The sequence below is a fragment of the Sulfuricystis thermophila genome, from assembly GCF_004323595.1.
In the GTDB taxonomy this organism is placed as follows: domain Bacteria; phylum Pseudomonadota; class Gammaproteobacteria; order Burkholderiales; family Rhodocyclaceae; genus Sulfuricystis; species Sulfuricystis thermophila.
This window is the reverse complement of record NZ_AP019373.1, coordinates 14,191-29,238: the sequence shown is the minus strand read 5'-3', so window position 1 is coordinate 29,238 and position 15,048 is coordinate 14,191. Positions and strand designations below refer to the sequence as shown.

At 60.9% G+C, this 15,048-nt stretch carries 17 protein-coding genes; 11 read left to right on the top strand and 6 right to left on the bottom strand.

Features of this window, described 5'->3' with window-relative positions; translation table 11 throughout:
• Positions 1-7 precede the first annotated feature (7 nt).
• From nrfD to M52SOB_RS13860, 11 genes are all read left to right on the top strand, one after another.
• On the top strand, positions 8-1,207 hold the full coding sequence (nrfD, locus tag M52SOB_RS00130) for an NrfD/PsrC family molybdoenzyme membrane anchor subunit (RefSeq protein WP_131109723.1): 1,200 nt from the start codon (positions 8-10) through the stop codon (positions 1,205-1,207).
• A gap of 14 nt (positions 1,208-1,221) precedes the next feature.
• Positions 1,222-2,067, top strand: coding sequence for a molecular chaperone TorD family protein (locus tag M52SOB_RS00125; RefSeq protein ID WP_131109721.1), 846 nt, complete (start codon positions 1,222-1,224; stop codon positions 2,065-2,067).
• Between the two features lie 102 nt (positions 2,068-2,169).
• Positions 2,170-2,472, top strand: a complete 303-nt coding sequence (locus M52SOB_RS00120; RefSeq protein ID WP_131109719.1) for a hypothetical protein — start codon at positions 2,170-2,172, stop codon at positions 2,470-2,472.
• On the top strand, positions 2,444-3,604 hold the full coding sequence (locus M52SOB_RS00115; protein WP_131109717.1) for a 4Fe-4S binding protein: 1,161 nt from the start codon (positions 2,444-2,446) through the stop codon (positions 3,602-3,604). Before M52SOB_RS00120 ends, M52SOB_RS00115 begins: the two co-directional genes overlap by 29 nt.
• A gap of 353 nt (positions 3,605-3,957) precedes the next feature.
• Complete coding sequence (locus tag M52SOB_RS00110) at positions 3,958-6,540, top strand: molybdopterin-containing oxidoreductase family protein (protein ID WP_131109715.1); 2,583 nt, start codon at positions 3,958-3,960, stop codon at positions 6,538-6,540.
• Between the two features lie 13 nt (positions 6,541-6,553).
• Positions 6,554-7,246 (top strand): 4Fe-4S dicluster domain-containing protein, encoded by a 693-nt coding sequence (locus M52SOB_RS00105; RefSeq protein ID WP_131109713.1) that lies wholly within the window; start codon positions 6,554-6,556, stop codon positions 7,244-7,246.
• Positions 7,246-7,614, top strand: coding sequence for a hypothetical protein (locus tag M52SOB_RS00100; RefSeq protein ID WP_131109711.1), 369 nt, complete (start codon positions 7,246-7,248; stop codon positions 7,612-7,614). The genes M52SOB_RS00105 and M52SOB_RS00100 overlap by 1 nt, the downstream gene beginning before the upstream one ends.
• Positions 7,615-7,619: 5 nt before the next feature.
• Positions 7,620-8,315: a TorD/DmsD family molecular chaperone gene (locus M52SOB_RS00095; RefSeq protein WP_131109709.1), complete on the top strand. Its 696-nt coding sequence runs from the start codon at positions 7,620-7,622 to the stop codon at positions 8,313-8,315.
• Between the two features lie 197 nt (positions 8,316-8,512).
• Entirely contained in the window at positions 8,513-9,091 is a 579-nt protein-coding gene (locus M52SOB_RS00090; RefSeq protein WP_131109707.1) for a c-type cytochrome, read from the top strand.
• 10 nt (positions 9,092-9,101) lie between these two features.
• Entirely contained in the window at positions 9,102-10,370 is a 1,269-nt protein-coding gene (locus M52SOB_RS00085; RefSeq protein ID WP_131109705.1) for an NAD(P)/FAD-dependent oxidoreductase, read from the top strand.
• A 59-nt stretch (positions 10,371-10,429) separates the two neighbouring features.
• On the top strand, positions 10,430-10,594 hold the full coding sequence (locus M52SOB_RS13860; protein WP_172601698.1) for a hypothetical protein: 165 nt from the start codon (positions 10,430-10,432) through the stop codon (positions 10,592-10,594).
• Positions 10,595-10,946: 352 nt separating this feature from the next.
• On the opposite strand, the gene M52SOB_RS00080 is transcribed toward M52SOB_RS13860, so the two are convergent.
• Genes M52SOB_RS00080 through M52SOB_RS00055 form a run of 6 tightly spaced genes read right to left on the bottom strand, consistent with a single transcriptional unit; the run spans position 10,947 to position 14,924 of the window.
• A complete protein-coding gene (locus tag M52SOB_RS00080) occupies positions 10,947-11,351 on the bottom strand; it encodes a hypothetical protein (RefSeq protein ID WP_131109703.1) in 405 nt (134 codons plus the stop codon).
• 16 nt (positions 11,352-11,367) lie between these two features.
• Positions 11,368-12,459 carry a 4Fe-4S dicluster domain-containing protein gene (locus M52SOB_RS00075; protein ID WP_131109701.1) on the bottom strand — a complete coding sequence of 364 codons (1,092 nt, stop codon included), beginning with the start codon at positions 12,457-12,459 and terminating at the stop codon, positions 11,368-11,370.
• A gap of 13 nt (positions 12,460-12,472) precedes the next feature.
• On the bottom strand, positions 12,473-12,931 hold the full coding sequence (locus M52SOB_RS00070; protein ID WP_131109699.1) for a hypothetical protein: 459 nt from the start codon (positions 12,929-12,931) through the stop codon (positions 12,473-12,475).
• Positions 12,928-13,632, bottom strand: a complete 705-nt coding sequence (locus M52SOB_RS00065) for a hypothetical protein (protein WP_131109697.1) — start codon at positions 13,630-13,632, stop codon at positions 12,928-12,930. The genes M52SOB_RS00070 and M52SOB_RS00065 overlap by 4 nt, the downstream gene beginning before the upstream one ends.
• A gap of 4 nt (positions 13,633-13,636) precedes the next feature.
• Positions 13,637-14,080, bottom strand: a complete 444-nt coding sequence (locus M52SOB_RS00060; RefSeq protein ID WP_131109695.1) for a DUF309 domain-containing protein — start codon at positions 14,078-14,080, stop codon at positions 13,637-13,639.
• A 7-nt stretch (positions 14,081-14,087) separates the two neighbouring features.
• Positions 14,088-14,924: a TorD/DmsD family molecular chaperone gene (locus M52SOB_RS00055; protein ID WP_131109693.1), complete on the bottom strand. Its 837-nt coding sequence runs from the start codon at positions 14,922-14,924 to the stop codon at positions 14,088-14,090.
• Positions 14,925-15,048: the final 124 nt, after the last annotated feature.

Here is a 15,048-nt window from a genome sequence, read left to right as displayed (position 1 = left end):
AATTTCCATGGCAACAAAATCCACTGAGATCAGCAGCCATGTGCGTTCGGCGGCGAATGCCTGGCTCGTGTCATGCATCATCGTCGGCGGTATTTCCGGCGCCTATATGCTTTACCAATTGATGACCGTCGGTCACGCCGCATTCAATACGTCGAGCGACGGCGTCAACTGGGGTTTGCCGATTGCCACCTATGTGTTCTTCGCACTGACCTCTTCTGGTCTGTCGATGATTGCATCGTTGGCGATGGTCTTCGGCTTCAAGCAGTTCTATCCGATCGTCAAGCGCTGCATCTGGCTAGCCATCATCACGCTGGCTTCCGGCTTTGCCGTGCTGGCCTTCGAGCTTGGTCATCCTTTCCGCATGCTCTGGGCGATGCCAACGGGCATGCAGGTGGTCAGCCCGATGTTCTGGATGGGTGTTTTCTACACGATCGATCTCGTGCTGCTGATCATCAAGTTTTACCTGATCATGCAGGACGACTGGCATAGCAACCTCTCGAAATTCATCGGTGCAGCCAGCTTCGTCGCCGTCATCCTCGCTTCCGGTATGCTGGGTCTGCTGTTCGGTTCCGTTGCGATGCGGCCAATGTGGTTCGGCTCCTTCACCTCGATCTATTACATGCTGACGGCAGCACTCTGCGGCGCCGCGGCGATCGTGGTAACGACCTACATGGCCTTCGATTTCGACAGCCGCAACATGCCGGACGAGCTGCGCACATTGGCCGAAAGCGATCAGTTGCCGAAGGTTTTCGCCACGCTGATCGGCATCACCCTGGTAATGATCGTCACACGCATGTGGACCGGTTTGTGGAGCAATCTAGACGGTTTGGAAGGGTTCCATATCCTCATCAAGTCTCCCCTGTTCTGGATTGAGTTCCTCCTCGGTCTCGTCATCCCCTTCTGGATGCTGCTACAGCCCAGCATGCAGGTTCGCATGCGGCCCCAGATGATCGCCGCCTTCCTCGTCCTCGGTGGCATGTTCATCAACCGCTACGAATTCATTGTCAGCGGTCAGATCGTGCCGATGTTCAAGGGGACTTGGGTCAACAGCCTCGAGCCCTACTTCCCATCGACGACAGAATGGGCAATGGCCGTCTTCGGTCTGGCGGTGGCGCTTGGCGGCTATGCGATCGGTGAGAAGTTGTTCCACCTGTCGGCCACGCCCAATAACGGAACGGCTGGCAAGCTGGCGACTTCCGCTGCCTGATTACACTACAATCCTTGGCCGATGCGTCCTCACCTCTGGCGCATCGGTCTTTTTTTTCCATGACAGACAAAGAAATTCAGCAAACCTTCTGGCTCACCCTTGCCAATGCTTTCTTGCCGCCGCAGCGTCCCGAAGTCGCGGAGGCTTTTCGCACGGTGCTAGTGGACGATCTCGAAGAGCTCTGCACCTCGCTCGGCATCGAAGCGCAGCCCGAGCTCGAAGCATTCAGGCACAGTGTCAGCCGCATTCCAGGCAATCTCGAGCTGTTGGTGGATTACAGCCATCTGTTCCTGCAGCCACCGATTCCTGCCAAGCTCAACTTGGGTGTCTACATCGACGGCGCACTGAATGGCCCATGTCTCGACGCAATCGAAAATGCCTACCGGCTGGTCGGCATCGTCAAGCGCGACTCGCTCAAGGACTTGTCCGACCATCTGTCCATGCAACTGGAAACTCTCGCCGTCCTCTATGGCGAAACAGAACCGGCGCTTACCCCTGAGCAGTTCGCCAATGTCTGCTTGGTCGGGGCCTTGCCGCGCCTGACTGCGGCCATCGAGGCCGAGTCCCCTGACTCCCCTTATGCCCCGCTTGCACGCATCGCATCGAAAGCGATCGCCGAGCTCGCTGCAGAGCCCGACAAGTGGGCCCTCCATCGGCGCCGTCACGCCGAACGTCGTGCCGATACTCGCCTGGGCGTATGGCGTCATTGCAAGACCTGCGGCAAGCCCTTCGCCCGAGAAAAGGAGATCGGCATCATGGCCAAGGCACTGACCGGGGCGGGTCTTCCGATCGATCATCTCGATCACTGCCCCGACTGTCGCGATGTCATGCAAGGTTATTTTAAGCGCGACATCAAATAAGGTATCTATCATGCGCAAGATATTGCGCATGCTGACCATCGGTTCCGTCCTGTGCTGCATGGATGCGAGGGCGCAACCCCTCGACGAATTGCTGCTGCGCAAATGCACGACTTGCCATTCCTCGACGCGCTGGGAGGCGAGTCGCCATACCCGCATCGGCTGGTGGGCGTCACCGCGCGCATGCGCTGGATCAATGGTGCCGCCCTGGATACGCACAAACATCTGGAAGTTGTCGACCGACCCGCCTTACACTATCCGGCCAAAGGTGCCGATGCGCGCGACGAATGGCCTCTCGCGCGCGTCATTCTGATCGCGCTGGTCGGAATACCCTTTGGCTTCATGCTGAAGAACCGCCGATCCATATGTATGAAACGCGATGAGCATTCCCCGGACCAAGCAACCTGACAGCGGGTGGCAGGCAGTCGAGCCGGATGGTCGTGTGCGCCTGCTGCCGGCTGCCTGCATCGCGCTGCGTCTCGACGCATCGAGCTGCCCGCGTTGCCGCGACGCCTGCCCGGTTGATTGTATCGAGATCGGCGCGGGCAGATTCCATGTCAGCGAACATTGCATCGGCTGCGGCCACTGTGCTGCCACCTGCCCGACAGGAGCACTGAGCGTCAAGGGCTTCGATGCGCTCGATCCTGCGCCGGGTAATCAACCGCTGCGTGTCGAGTGCCTCAAGGTCGATCGCCGAATTGCCGGAGACGCGCTCCGCGTGCCTTGTCTTGGCGGACTGGCGGCTACGGACTGGCTAGAGATGATCGAGAACACCGGAGTTCGCGCCGTAAATGCGATCGATCGCGGCTGGTGCGGCCAGTGCGAGGTGGCCGCAAAGACCACGGGAAAGCATCCCGCCAGCGTTGCGCTTGAACAGGTGACGCAATGGCTGGTGGCGATGGGCGTTCCCCCAGCACGTCTGCCCTTGATCGTTGCCGAGCCTCTGCCACCCACACTGATGCCACGGCGCATTCCGAGCGACGCGCCTGCGGCTCCGTCGCGGCGCGGGTTTTTCCTGCGACTTGGTGGCGAAGCCCGACGCGCGGTTGGCATTGAGGCTAGCCCAGCCATTCCTGCGCCGCGCACCTTGCGCAGCATGGATCTGATGCCCCTCCCGGCGAGAGAGCGTCTCCACGCATTGTTGCTACGGCTCGCCAACAACCTGGGACAGCCCGTCCCAGGTGAGCCTTTCCACGCACTGGATGTCACCGATGCATGCGCTAATCATGCGGTATGCACCGGGATCTGTCCGACCCAGGCGCTCACACGCTACGCGGACACGGAACGTGCCGGGATTGAATTCGATGCCGTGCGTTGCATCGGCTGCGGCAAATGCGGCGCGGCCTGTCCTGAACAGGCCTTGACGCTGCGATGGGCCACGGTTTCCCCGGCAATGGATTCATCTGTGCGCCTGACAGCTCATGCCAAACGTGCCTGCGCGGAATGTCTCCAGCCCTATTTCGATTCGACGGACAGCGAATACTGCCCGAGTTGCCGACGCAATCGCGCCATGGGCGCGGTACTCTTCAAGGGTCTTTGAAAGTCGGCGCTGGCGAGACGGCACCTTTCTCGCCGCAATGGCCAGTCACCGTTCGGTAACTTTCCCTTTGGCAGATAAATGGAAACGTTACCGTTATGCGACGCATGACTTTAGCATATAACTATATGAAAAAATACTGTTATTACATGAGGATAGCTTATATTCTTTTATAAATAAGTCAGTTATCGCGCAATTGCCTCGGACGCACTCGAAGATCTTGCATAGCGGGATTCATGGCACAACAAGTGCATGGGTATCGCTCTAAGAATTCAGAAGTTGTCGTTCGTGCCACCGGAGGAGGGGCAACAGTTCGGCTCCGGCATGGCTTGCATACTTTCGAGGAGGTAGTGCGCATGTCGATCAACCGTAGACAGTTTCTCAAAAGCAGCGGCGCATTGAGTGCGCTTGCCAGCGCCGGCATGCCGATGCCGGCGATCGCCCAAGCGGCGAAACAGGCGGCCGCACCTCCTTATTCGCCCGGCGTGGAAAAATACGTCAAGAGCCAGTGCGTGCATTGCGTCAATTTCTGCGGCATCGAGATCAAGATACAGGATGGCGTAATCCGCGCGATCTATCCCGACAAGGCCCGCGCCGACTACTACAACTGGGGCATCTGCCCGAAGGGCGCCTCGGGGGTGTTCAACACCTACAACCCTTATCGGCTGAAGAAGCCGATGAAGCGTACGAATCCCGAGAAGGGCATGGGCGTTGATCCCAAGTGGGTCGAGATCAGCTGGGACGAGGCTTTCACCACCATCGCCGAGAAGCTCGCCAAGATCAAGGCAGAGAATCCGTCCAAGCTGGTCTGGCACCACGGCCACGGCAAGTACCTGATCGGCGACCAGTTCCCGAAAGCCTTCGCCGCCGCTTTCGGCACTCCCAACGTCATCCACCGCACCACCACCTGCGAGGCGGCCCGTCACGTCGCCGACGAACTGACCTGGGGCTACCACGGCATCCTGCCCGACCTCGAATACACCAACCTCTACCTCAACTTCGGCGCCAACGCCTTCGAGAGCGAGCAGTGGGCGCGCTGGCTGGACCACGCCACCATGGACGCCAAGGAGCGCGGCATGAAGCTGGTGGCGATCGAACCGCGCTTATCGCACACTGGCGCCAAGGCCGACGAATGGATCCCGATCCGTCCGGCCAAGGACATGATGCTGCTGCTCGGCATGGCCAAGGTGCTGCTCGACGACGGCACCATCGACAAGGACTTTCTGGTCAATTACACCAACGCCCCGCAGCTCGTCGGCGCCGACGGCAAGTTCCTACGCGACAAGGACGGCAAGGTGCTGGTCTGGGACAGCGTCTCGAACGCGGCCAAACCCTTCGTCGACGGCGTCAAGCCGGCCCTGCTCGGCCGCTATGACGTTGACGGCAAACCCTGCGCGACCAGCCTGCAGCTGCTCGCCGACCAAGTCGCCAAGGTGACGCCTGAGCTCGTCGAGGAAGTCGCCGGCGTGCCGGCGGCACGCGTCGTCTCGCTGGCGCGCGAGTTCGCGCGCGAGGCGAAGATCGGCGCCACCATCGAGATCGAGGGCCAGAAGCTGCGCTACCGGCCGGTGGCGATCTACTCCTTCCGCGGCCTGGCCGCCAAGGAGTTCGGCGTGCAGAACTGGCGCGCCGCACTGATCGTGCAGATGCTGGTCGGCAGCCTCGACGCGGTCGGCGGCCTGCACCTGCACGGCGTCTATCGCAACCCGACGTATTTCGAGCCGTCGAAGTGCGAGTATCCGCCCAAGCGGGTTGACCTTGCCAAGAGCGTCTATTTCCCGCACGGCCACCACGACGTCTGCCAGCAGGTGGCACTGACCCTGCTCGATCCCAAGGCCTACGGCCTGCCCTACGAGCCTGAGATGCAGATCTTCTACGCCACCAACCGGCCGATGTCGACGTCGGATGCCAAGAAGCAGTTCGAGGGCTATAAGAAGACCTTCAACGTGGTGATCGACATCGTCGAGACCGAACTGGCGCAGATGGCCGACATCGTGCTGCCGGATTTGACCTACCTCGAGTCGTGGCACTACTTCCCCGGCCGCTGGACCCCGGACCGCAAGCACGAGGCGATCCGCCAACAGGTCGCCAACGTCTACAACATTCCACACGATGGCTTCACCATCCTCTGGGAACTGGCGAAGCGATTGAATCTTCGCGACCAGTACATCGAGCAGTTGAACAAAGTCTGGGGCATGAAGGAGAAGAAATTCGAGGCAGGTCGCGATTACACCCCCAGGGAAGCCGTCGCCCTGCTATGGGAGGAAAAGACGAAGAAACCTTTCGAATATGCGCTCGAACATGGCTTCTACGGCAAGAAGGTCGACGCCAAGGAGCGCTATGCCATGGGCGTCGAGGAGAAGTTCAAGGGCGCCGGCAAGCCGAAGATGAACCTCTACGCCGAGCAGCTTGTGGGCGGCTACGAGAAAGTCAAGGAGACGGTCGCCAAGAACGGCATCAAGAACATCGACCTCGACCTGTACCGCATCGCGATGTCGCCGCTTCCGCTGGCCGAGCATGCCCAGCCGACGCCGCACCGCGAGGCCAAGGACTACCCGCTCTACCTGGTAACGCACAAGATCATGTACCGCAACCAGTGCGGCAACACGGGCCAGAATCCCATCCTCAACTCGCTGGGCGGCACCGACGAGAACCGCGTCGCCATCAACACCGCCACGGCGAAGCAGATGGGCATCAAGGACGGCGACATGGTGATGATCGAGACCCGCGTCGGCAAGGCGCGCGGCAAGGCGAAGCTGACCCAGGGCGTGCGGCCGGACGTGATCACCGTGTCCTACAGCTACGGCCACTTCAGCACTGGCTTTCCCGCCTACGCGAAGAAGGGCACCTGGATCAACCAGGCGCTGGAGTTGCATCCGGACAAGCTGTCCGGCATGAACTCCTTCAACGACACCAAGTGCAAGCTCACCAAGGCCTGAGGCGGAGACGACCATGACAAAGTTTGTTCGCGTCATCGATACCAAGCGCTGCATGGGTTGCCGCTCCTGCGTGGCGGCCTGCGCGGTGGAAAACAACTTCACGCCCGACGCACCGTGGAACGTGATGATCGAGTACGAGACCGGCGTTTATCCCAACGTCGGCCGCGTCTTCGCCACCATGAACTGCATGCACTGCGAAAAACCGCCCTGCAAGGCCGCCTGCGATGCCGCCGGCTTCAAGGCCATCACCAAGAACGAGTTCGGCGTGGTGCTCATCGACTATGAGAAGTGCACCGGCTGCCGCTACTGCGTCGCCACCTGCCCCTACGGCGTGCCGCAGTACAACGAGAAGATGCGCGGCCTCTATGGCGCCGGCGCGCCGACCACGCCCTACGAGAGCATCGCGGCCGACAAGCGCCACCCGACGCACCGCAAGATCGCCAACGTCGTCGAAAAATGCACCTTCTGCTGGCACAAGCTGGAGCCGGCGATCAAGGCCGGCAACCTCAAGGCCATCGGCAAGGATCCGCGTCACACGCCGACCTGCGACCTCGTCTGCCCGACAGGCGCGCGCATCTTCGGCGACATGGACGATCCCGAAAGCGAAGTCTCGAAGGTGATCGGCAGGAAGAAGGCGGCCCAGTTGAAACGGGAATTCGGCACCCGGCCGCAGGTCTACTACGTGCTCGAAGGGGGGGACAACTGATGAAACGCCTGATCTCAACCCTGACCCTTGCGATGGCCCTGGCCACGACGTCGTTCCACATCCAGGCCGGCCCGTGGGCCGAGGCGCTGGACGGCACCGCCGAGAAGATCCGCAGCGGCGAAATCGATGTCGGCAAGAAATACACCATGGATTTCTCCGGCCGCTTCCACACCATCCACTCCAAAGTACTGGGTATCGGCTGCGTCGGCTGCCATGCCACGCAGGCCTACCCACCCGACCACTTGTTCCTGCGCGCCGCCGAATTCCCGCAGCGCGGCCACCCGGGTGCGGTGCCCCGTGCCGACTGCATCGGCTGCCACCAAATCAATGGATCGGCGACGCCGTGGTATGGCGAGGTCAAGAAGTGATTCCCATGGACGAGTTGGGAATCCTTGCCGAGGAGCGCAGCCAGGTTTACTGGCTGCTCTCCCGGTTTTTCCTGGCTCCGCCCGATGCCGAATTTCTTGCTGAACTAGATGCGGGGCTACAGGCCGTCTCCTATGAAGAAGCGGACGCCCTTGACACGGCGCTGATGGAATTGCAGTGCAGCCTGGCGACTACCTCGCTGCTGGAATTGCAGGCAGAGCATCTGCGCCTGTTCGGCGGTGTGCGCGAGGGCTACGGCCCGCCACCGCCCTACGAGTCGCTCCATCGTGAAGGCCGACTTCTGGGTCAGAGCATCGAGTCAGTGATGCGGCATTACCGCAGCAGCGGATTCTCCCTCGCGAACGAGATCGTCGGGCCGGAGGACCACTTGGGCCTCGAGCTCAAGTTTCTTGCCCTGTTGTGTCATGAGGAAAGTCGGCGCTGGCGGGACGGCAACGCAGCGTCGGGGCGCGCTGCCCTGGCGGCGCAGCATGCGTTCATCGAGAAGCATCTGCACGCCTGGGCGCCTGCGTACTGCCGTCACATCCAGGGCGAGTCGCATCACCCATTTTTTCGGGCCGTGACCGGCCTGACCGCGGCATCGATCGAACAGGATGCCCGTCAGGTATCCGCTTTGCTAAGCGAATTGTCCGCAACCGGTATGAACCCAGATTGTCCATTAGACCGGGCTGATACGCCATGAGCATGCGAAACGATCATTTCAGCGCCCTACACGGCAGATATCGGGCTGCGGGCGGCATCTTCGCGCCCCCGCTCCTCGCCAATAGACACCGTTATTGGCTCGTCGCGGGGACGCAAACTTGCTCGCCCTCGCCATCGATACCCGCTCGTGTTCCAATGGACAATCTGGGTTGAACAAAATCTAGAAGGAGGATTGCAATGACTCATTCGATGGTGAAAAGCCTGTTGCTGGCGGTCAGCCTGACACTCTCGGCGACCGCGAGTGCCGACCTGGGATCGATGCTCGGCAACACCTGTGCCGGTTGCCATGGACTGAATGGCGCAAGTGCCGGTGAAACGATGCCGATCATTTCCGGCCTGCCGCGCGACTTCATCTTCATGGCGATGAAGGAATACCGTGAAGGGACGCGCGGTTCGACCATCATGGGACGCATCGCCAAGGGCTACAACGATCAGCAAATCGCGGCCATGGCCGACTTTTTCGCCAGGCAGAAACGGACCCCAGCGACACAAAAGTTCGATCTCGCGGCGCTCAAGCGTGGCGAGAAATTGCACATCAAGCGCTGCGAAGCCTGCCACCGCGACAACGGTACCAGCATGGCGCTGGACATGCAGCCGCTGGCCGGCCAATGGGCGGGTTACCTGAACATCTACATGGGCACCTGCCGCGACCCGAAATGGAAGAGCCGCCATCCAGACGCGATGACCGTGATCTGCTCCGACCTCGATGCCGAGGATGTTGCCGCCCTCGCGCAGTTCTACGCCAGCCAGAAATAAGGGGACCATCATGACTATCGCAAATCGCAGGGATTTTCTCAGGCTGCTTGGTTCCGCGTCCCTGGTCGCCTGGGGTATCGCGCCCCGGCGCGCCAGCGCGGCTGCCAAGGCCAAGGTCATCGTGATCGGCGGCGGCTATGGCGGTGCCATCGCGGCCCGCTATCTGAAAATGGGCGAGCCGGAGATGGAAGTAACGCTCATCGAGCGCAACAAGCGCTACGTTTCTTGTCCGATGAGTAACGAGGTGGTCGGCGGCGAGGCGAGCATGGATTTCCTGACCTTTGGCTATGACAAACTTGAACGCCAGGGCATCAAAGTGATCTTCGATACCGTCGAAGCCATCGATCCGCAGGCGCGGACGGTGCGCATCAAGAGCGGGAAGACGCTGAACTATGACTCGTGCGTGTTATCGCCCGGTGTCGACTTCGAGTGGGGAGATATCGAGGGCTACGACGAAGCGGCCGCCCAGATCATGCCCCACGCCTGGAAGGCCGGTCCGCAGACCGTCCTGCTGGCGAAGCAGATTCAGGACATGAAGGATGGCGGTACGTTCATCATCTGCGCCCCGGACGATCCCTTCCGCTGCCCCCCGGGCCCCTATGAGCGTGCCTCACTCGTCGCGCACTACTTCAAGCGTCACAAGCCGAAATCCAAGATTATCATCCTCGACAATAAGACCAAGTTCTCGAAGGAAGGGCTCTTCAAGCAAGGCTGGAAGCAGCATTACGAAGGCATCATCACCTGGCACGGCGGTGACGCAGTCAAGCGCGTCGAGCCAAAAACGCGCAAGGTTTTCACGGAGGCACAGACGTACCAGGGCGACGTGGTCAACGTCATCCCGAACCAGTTAGCAGGCAAGATTGCTCACTTGGCCGGTGTCGTGGACAAGAGCACCGGCTGGTGTCCGGTTGACTTCGCGACCTTCGAGTCGCGGCTGCAGAAGAACATCTATGTCATCGGTGACGCGACCGAAAGCCCGATGCCGAAGTCGGGTTACTCGGCCAATTCGCAGGCGAAGATCTGCGTGTCCGCCATTCTCGCCAGACTGCGCAATGAACCGCTGACGGAGCCGGCGTTGACCAATACCTGCTACAGCCTGATCACGCCCGATCATGGCATTTCGGTCGCGCATATCTTCGAGCTAAAGAATGGCAAGCTGTCGCTGGTACCCGGTTCGGGTGGCGTGTCGCCGATGGATGCGACGCCGGAATTCCGCCGACTCGAATCGATTTATGCCCATAGCTGGTACAAGAACATCACCACGGAAATGTTTGGATGACAACGACGCCGGTTTAGCCGACGGTGATATGAACATTATTTCAATTGGAGGAGAAGACCATGAGCCAAGTAACGATGAACGATTGTCCAGCGTCAACAGAATCTGAATCAGGCATGAAAAAGACCGGCAAGATCATTTGCGGCTCCTGTATCTTGCTCGCGATGGGGATACCGATTGCGGTAGTCATCATCGCACTTGCTGCAAAGCTCCTTGGCTATTACTAACTGTAGCCCACTGCCGTCCGGTTAAAAGTTGAAGAGAAACCAGTAGGGTCCCAACGCTCTCCTGCTGGAGGTTTTATCCCAGATTGTCCATTGGAACACGAGTGGGTTTCGAGGGCGAGGGCGCAAAGATGCCGCCCGCAGTTTGATACCCGCCGTGCAGGGCGATGAAATGATCGTTTCGCATGCTCATCGCGAATCAGCCCGGTCTAATGGACAATCTGGGTTTATATCAAATTGAAACCCTTGCGAAACTGGCTGCGCGGGTAGTCTGCTGCGTTGCGCAGTGCTCGCTCCCTCGCCATGGGCAAGCTCGTCTTTGCGCAGTGTGTAATCGGCGCTGGTGAGACGGCACTCAGCTCGCGAACGTCAGATCGTTTTGGACGCTTTGCTTGTGCCACTCGGCGACGTCGTTGATCGCGCTCTCCAGCGGCATGCCGGCCGCGACGCGGTCCATGATCTGCCGCTGCAGGATGGCGCCGAGCATCGCGGCGTTGTCCTCCATCATGGGTTTCAGTTCGCGCAGGAACTGCACGGTCGGCGGATCATAGGCGTAGGCCGCTAGATGCGCCTCGAAGTCCTTGCTGGTCGCCAGCGCATAGCAAAGATCGTAGAGCAGGTGATAGACGCGGCTGAAACGTTCGCTGTCATCATCGCCGATGTTTTGCCGCACCTCCTCGGCGAGGTCGCGGCGGAACTCCGCGAGTCCGTAATCGGCAATACCCTTGACGACGTCTTCGGGGGTGAATTCCCATTCCATTGCTTGCTTCTCCGTTTCAGCCAAAGATTTGCGCGAAGGCGTCTTCGTCGTCTTCGCAGATCGGACATTTCTCCCGTGGTTGGGGCGAGACGAAAAAACGTTCGCAACGCGCGCAGCGTTGCTTGACGAGACTGTGCAACACACGCGCCGGCTGCTCGGGACGCGCATCGAAACGCGCTTGCGCATCGAGCACGCGTGGCTGACAGACTTCGAGACAGACTTCGCAGGCGACACAGCGGTCGGTCTGAAAAGCCAGCGCCCATTCGCCGGGATTCTCGACGATCTGCAAGGCGCCGGTCGGACAGGCGCGGAAACAGGCCTCGCAGTTCGTACAGCCCGACTTCAGAAAGAGCTGCATCAGCGGCAATGCCTCGTGCCAGGCGAGGGACGTCGGCTGGCCATCCTTGCGTGCGCAGACGATTTGCAACAGCTCGCGTTCCTCGGTGCTGGCATAGGCGCCGGCGCGGATCGCCTTTTCGGGCACGACCTGCTGGGCGGGGGCTGGCGCTGCTGCGACCGCTTCGACACCGCGGCCGATCAAGCGGCGGAACAGCTGTCGCCGCCCCATCGTCGGCTTTTCCGGGCTGCGGATGGGGGCCGCATCGGTCAGTTGCGGCTGAATCCAGTCCTTGTCCGCTTCCTGTGCCGCCTCGCGCAGGCGTTCGGCGGCATCGAGATGGCTGGCCAATGCTGCGGCCCCCTTGGCGCCGTGCTCGCATTGGCTGCAATGCGAACTGCCGAGGAGGGTCAGCGGAATACGCCGCTTGCCCAGATAAGCGATGAAGGCCGCGCCCAATGCCCCCAGGCAGGGAGCGATCGCATCGGCGGCAAGGCCCGACGGCGCGCAGGCCACCGAGAAGGCCGGCTGCTTGATGGCCTGACGCAAGAGATCGATGGGCTTGAATGACTCTGACGCCCACGCGCCGGTATGGCAAGCCGCGATACAGAGGCCGCAGTTTCGGCAACGTGTCTCGTCGATGCGCGCGCCGTCGTCGGCGAGCGCAATGGCTTCATGGGGGCAGGCATCGAGGCAGCGTTGGCATTCGCTGTATCGGTAGCGAAAGCGGGTGCAACGCGCATTGCGGAATTCTGGATAGGCGATCGCCACGGCGGTCGGGGATTTATTTCAGCTTGCTTTTCAGATTCTGGATGCTCGAGCCCGATTCGCAGGTGTTCCTGGGAATCATGAAATTGATGCCGGATTGCGGACCACTGGCGGCAAGCCGGCTCAATTCCATTTGCGCCATATCCCAGGTGACAAGCCCTCCTTTGACGGCAATGATGCGCTTGCCGGGATAGGCGGCATCGAGGGCGCGGGCGATCTTCATCGCCTGATCATCGCTATCGGCGAGGACGACGATCGCAGCGGTCGGTTGGATCTGCAAGCCTTCCTTGTAGGGAACGACATCGTCGCGCGGCTGCTTCTTGCGGCTGCTTTCGATGCGGCCGTCGATGACGCAGCAGGGAGGCGCGTCCTGCAACGCATGGACGAGCTGTGCCGTGTTCATCGGTGTCACATCGGCATGCACGGCGCTGGAAAAGGCAAGCAGCCCGGCAGCAATGCAGCGATAGGCGTTCATGGCGTCTCGACAGGTGTGGGTTGGAAGAACTCGCCGAACAGCTCGGTGCGGCGCAGGTAATCGTTTTCCGGCAGGGCCAAATGACGACAGTGCCCGTATCTTACCCAATCGACGTAAGGCAGATGTTCGTCGGCAAGCGGCGCCAGCCAAAGGCTGTCGCCCAAATCCTCGACCAGCCCGGCAAGGATCTCGAGGTCGGCGTCGTCCATGACGTCGGCCTGGACGAGGAAATGCGTTGCGCCCAACTCGCGCAGGGCCTTCAACCACCAGGGGACGAGCACGCCAGTGGCCGTGCCGTCCGCCATGAGCACTTCCCAGGTCGGCGCGCAAACGGAAGGCGTCACGGTTCTGAAATCGGCGTTCGATTCCGTTTCCAGGGACCAGGTCACGCTCTGCCGCCGTGCTGGGGCAAAGACGCCAATGCGCCCCGGCTGCGTTTCGGCCAGACGAGCGATGGTTTGACTGTCCCGCAAGGCTGCTTCGCCGAGGAATACGCAGGGCGCACCCGCCGCGAGCAGCGACGCTGCCCGCGGCTCATCGCCCGAAGGCAGGACGATGCCTGCACACTCGGCTGCGACGGTTTCGACGCCCAAAGCATCGAAGAGGAAATCTTCGTTGCCGATCTCCGCTGCCCGTGCAGCATCAAAGGCCGTCAGACGCCGTAGCAGCGGCGCCGACCGTTCAACGACTTCGACATCCATTGAATCAGCTCGTGTATTCAAACTTCGGATAGACGAAAGGACACAGCGGACAGTCGTCGTCCGGCGCCAGCCCCACCAAGAGCGGGCGCAGTTCCTGCAGCGCACTGAGGATCGGCTCGATATGCACGCCGAGAAAACGCGGCCGATAGCGGGACAACGCCATCAGCGCATCGTCGATCATCAACAGCGCCCCTTCCTGGTTGTGGTTCTGGGTGAAGAACAGGGCGAGCGTCGCATAGGCGAGCCCTTGCAGAAACTCCGCCTCCGGATCGCGCATGCCGGCGGGACTGTTGCGAATCAGGCGCGACCAGCGCTCGTTGAGCCAGTCGTGCAGCTGGCCGAGCTGGTTGCCGTCCCACATCGCCTTGACTTCCGACCAGTCGAGGTCGGAGAGCACCTGCCGGTCGGGCGGCGGCAGTTCGCGGGGTGCAAGCTCGAGAATCTTCATGTCGTTCTCAACGCAAGTCGTGCAAGGGTTGTACGTCGATCTTGTTCTGCGCGATCGCCTCGCCGACGCAGGCATTGCACACGGGCTCGTCCGGATTGAACTCGACCTTGACCTCCGCCTTCGGCACCACCAGCCGCCCCTTGTCGGCATCCTCGATTTTCAGCCCCATGGCGAGGATTTCCTCTTCGGCGAAGCCTTCGAGGAAGCGCGCCATTTCACGGTAGAAGGAATGCGCCGCGGCGCGTTCGACGAGTCGCGCGTAGCCGCGTACCCAACGGCCCAGATGCTGGGCCCAGAAGCGCTTGATCTCCTTGTCGAGCCTGCGCTGTCCGGAAAGATCGCCAGCGTCGAGGGCGGCTGCGGAACGCTCCAGCAGCTCGGCGACGAACATCAGCTCGACGCCGAGCTGATCCGGGAAAGTCGCATGCTTACCAGGTTTCAGCTCGAAACCGAGGCGCCGGTAGGTCGCAGCGACCTGGAACGCCGGCTCCTGCTGCAGCAAACCATACAAACGCACCGATTCCACGGGCGGAAAACCGCCGGTGGCAGCAAACAGCGCCGTGTATTCCACCGCCAGGGCATCGATCAGCTGACCGTCGGGTGTGGCAGTGAAATCGGCGTCGAAACGAATGCCGCTCTCAGCTAAGCGCGCCAGCAAATCATCCTGCCGCAATGCGCTAAGGAAAGATGACGACACCTCCTCGACGAATACGCCAGCCAACAGGCGATAAATCGAGGCACGGGCGCGGCATTCGGCGGCCGTCTCGGCAGGAGATGCCAACACGCTTGCCGTCTCGCCAGCGCCGATTTCTTCCTCATCGATCTGCAATGCTGCATTGAGCATGGTGTTTCCTCGAAAAAAACTGGCCCGACACGCAGCGGGCCATCAAATCCCGGCCGTCATGCGGGAGGTGACATGACGGCCAGGCCTCCTCGTGCGGTTTTGATGTCAGAGCTTGTGAAAATTC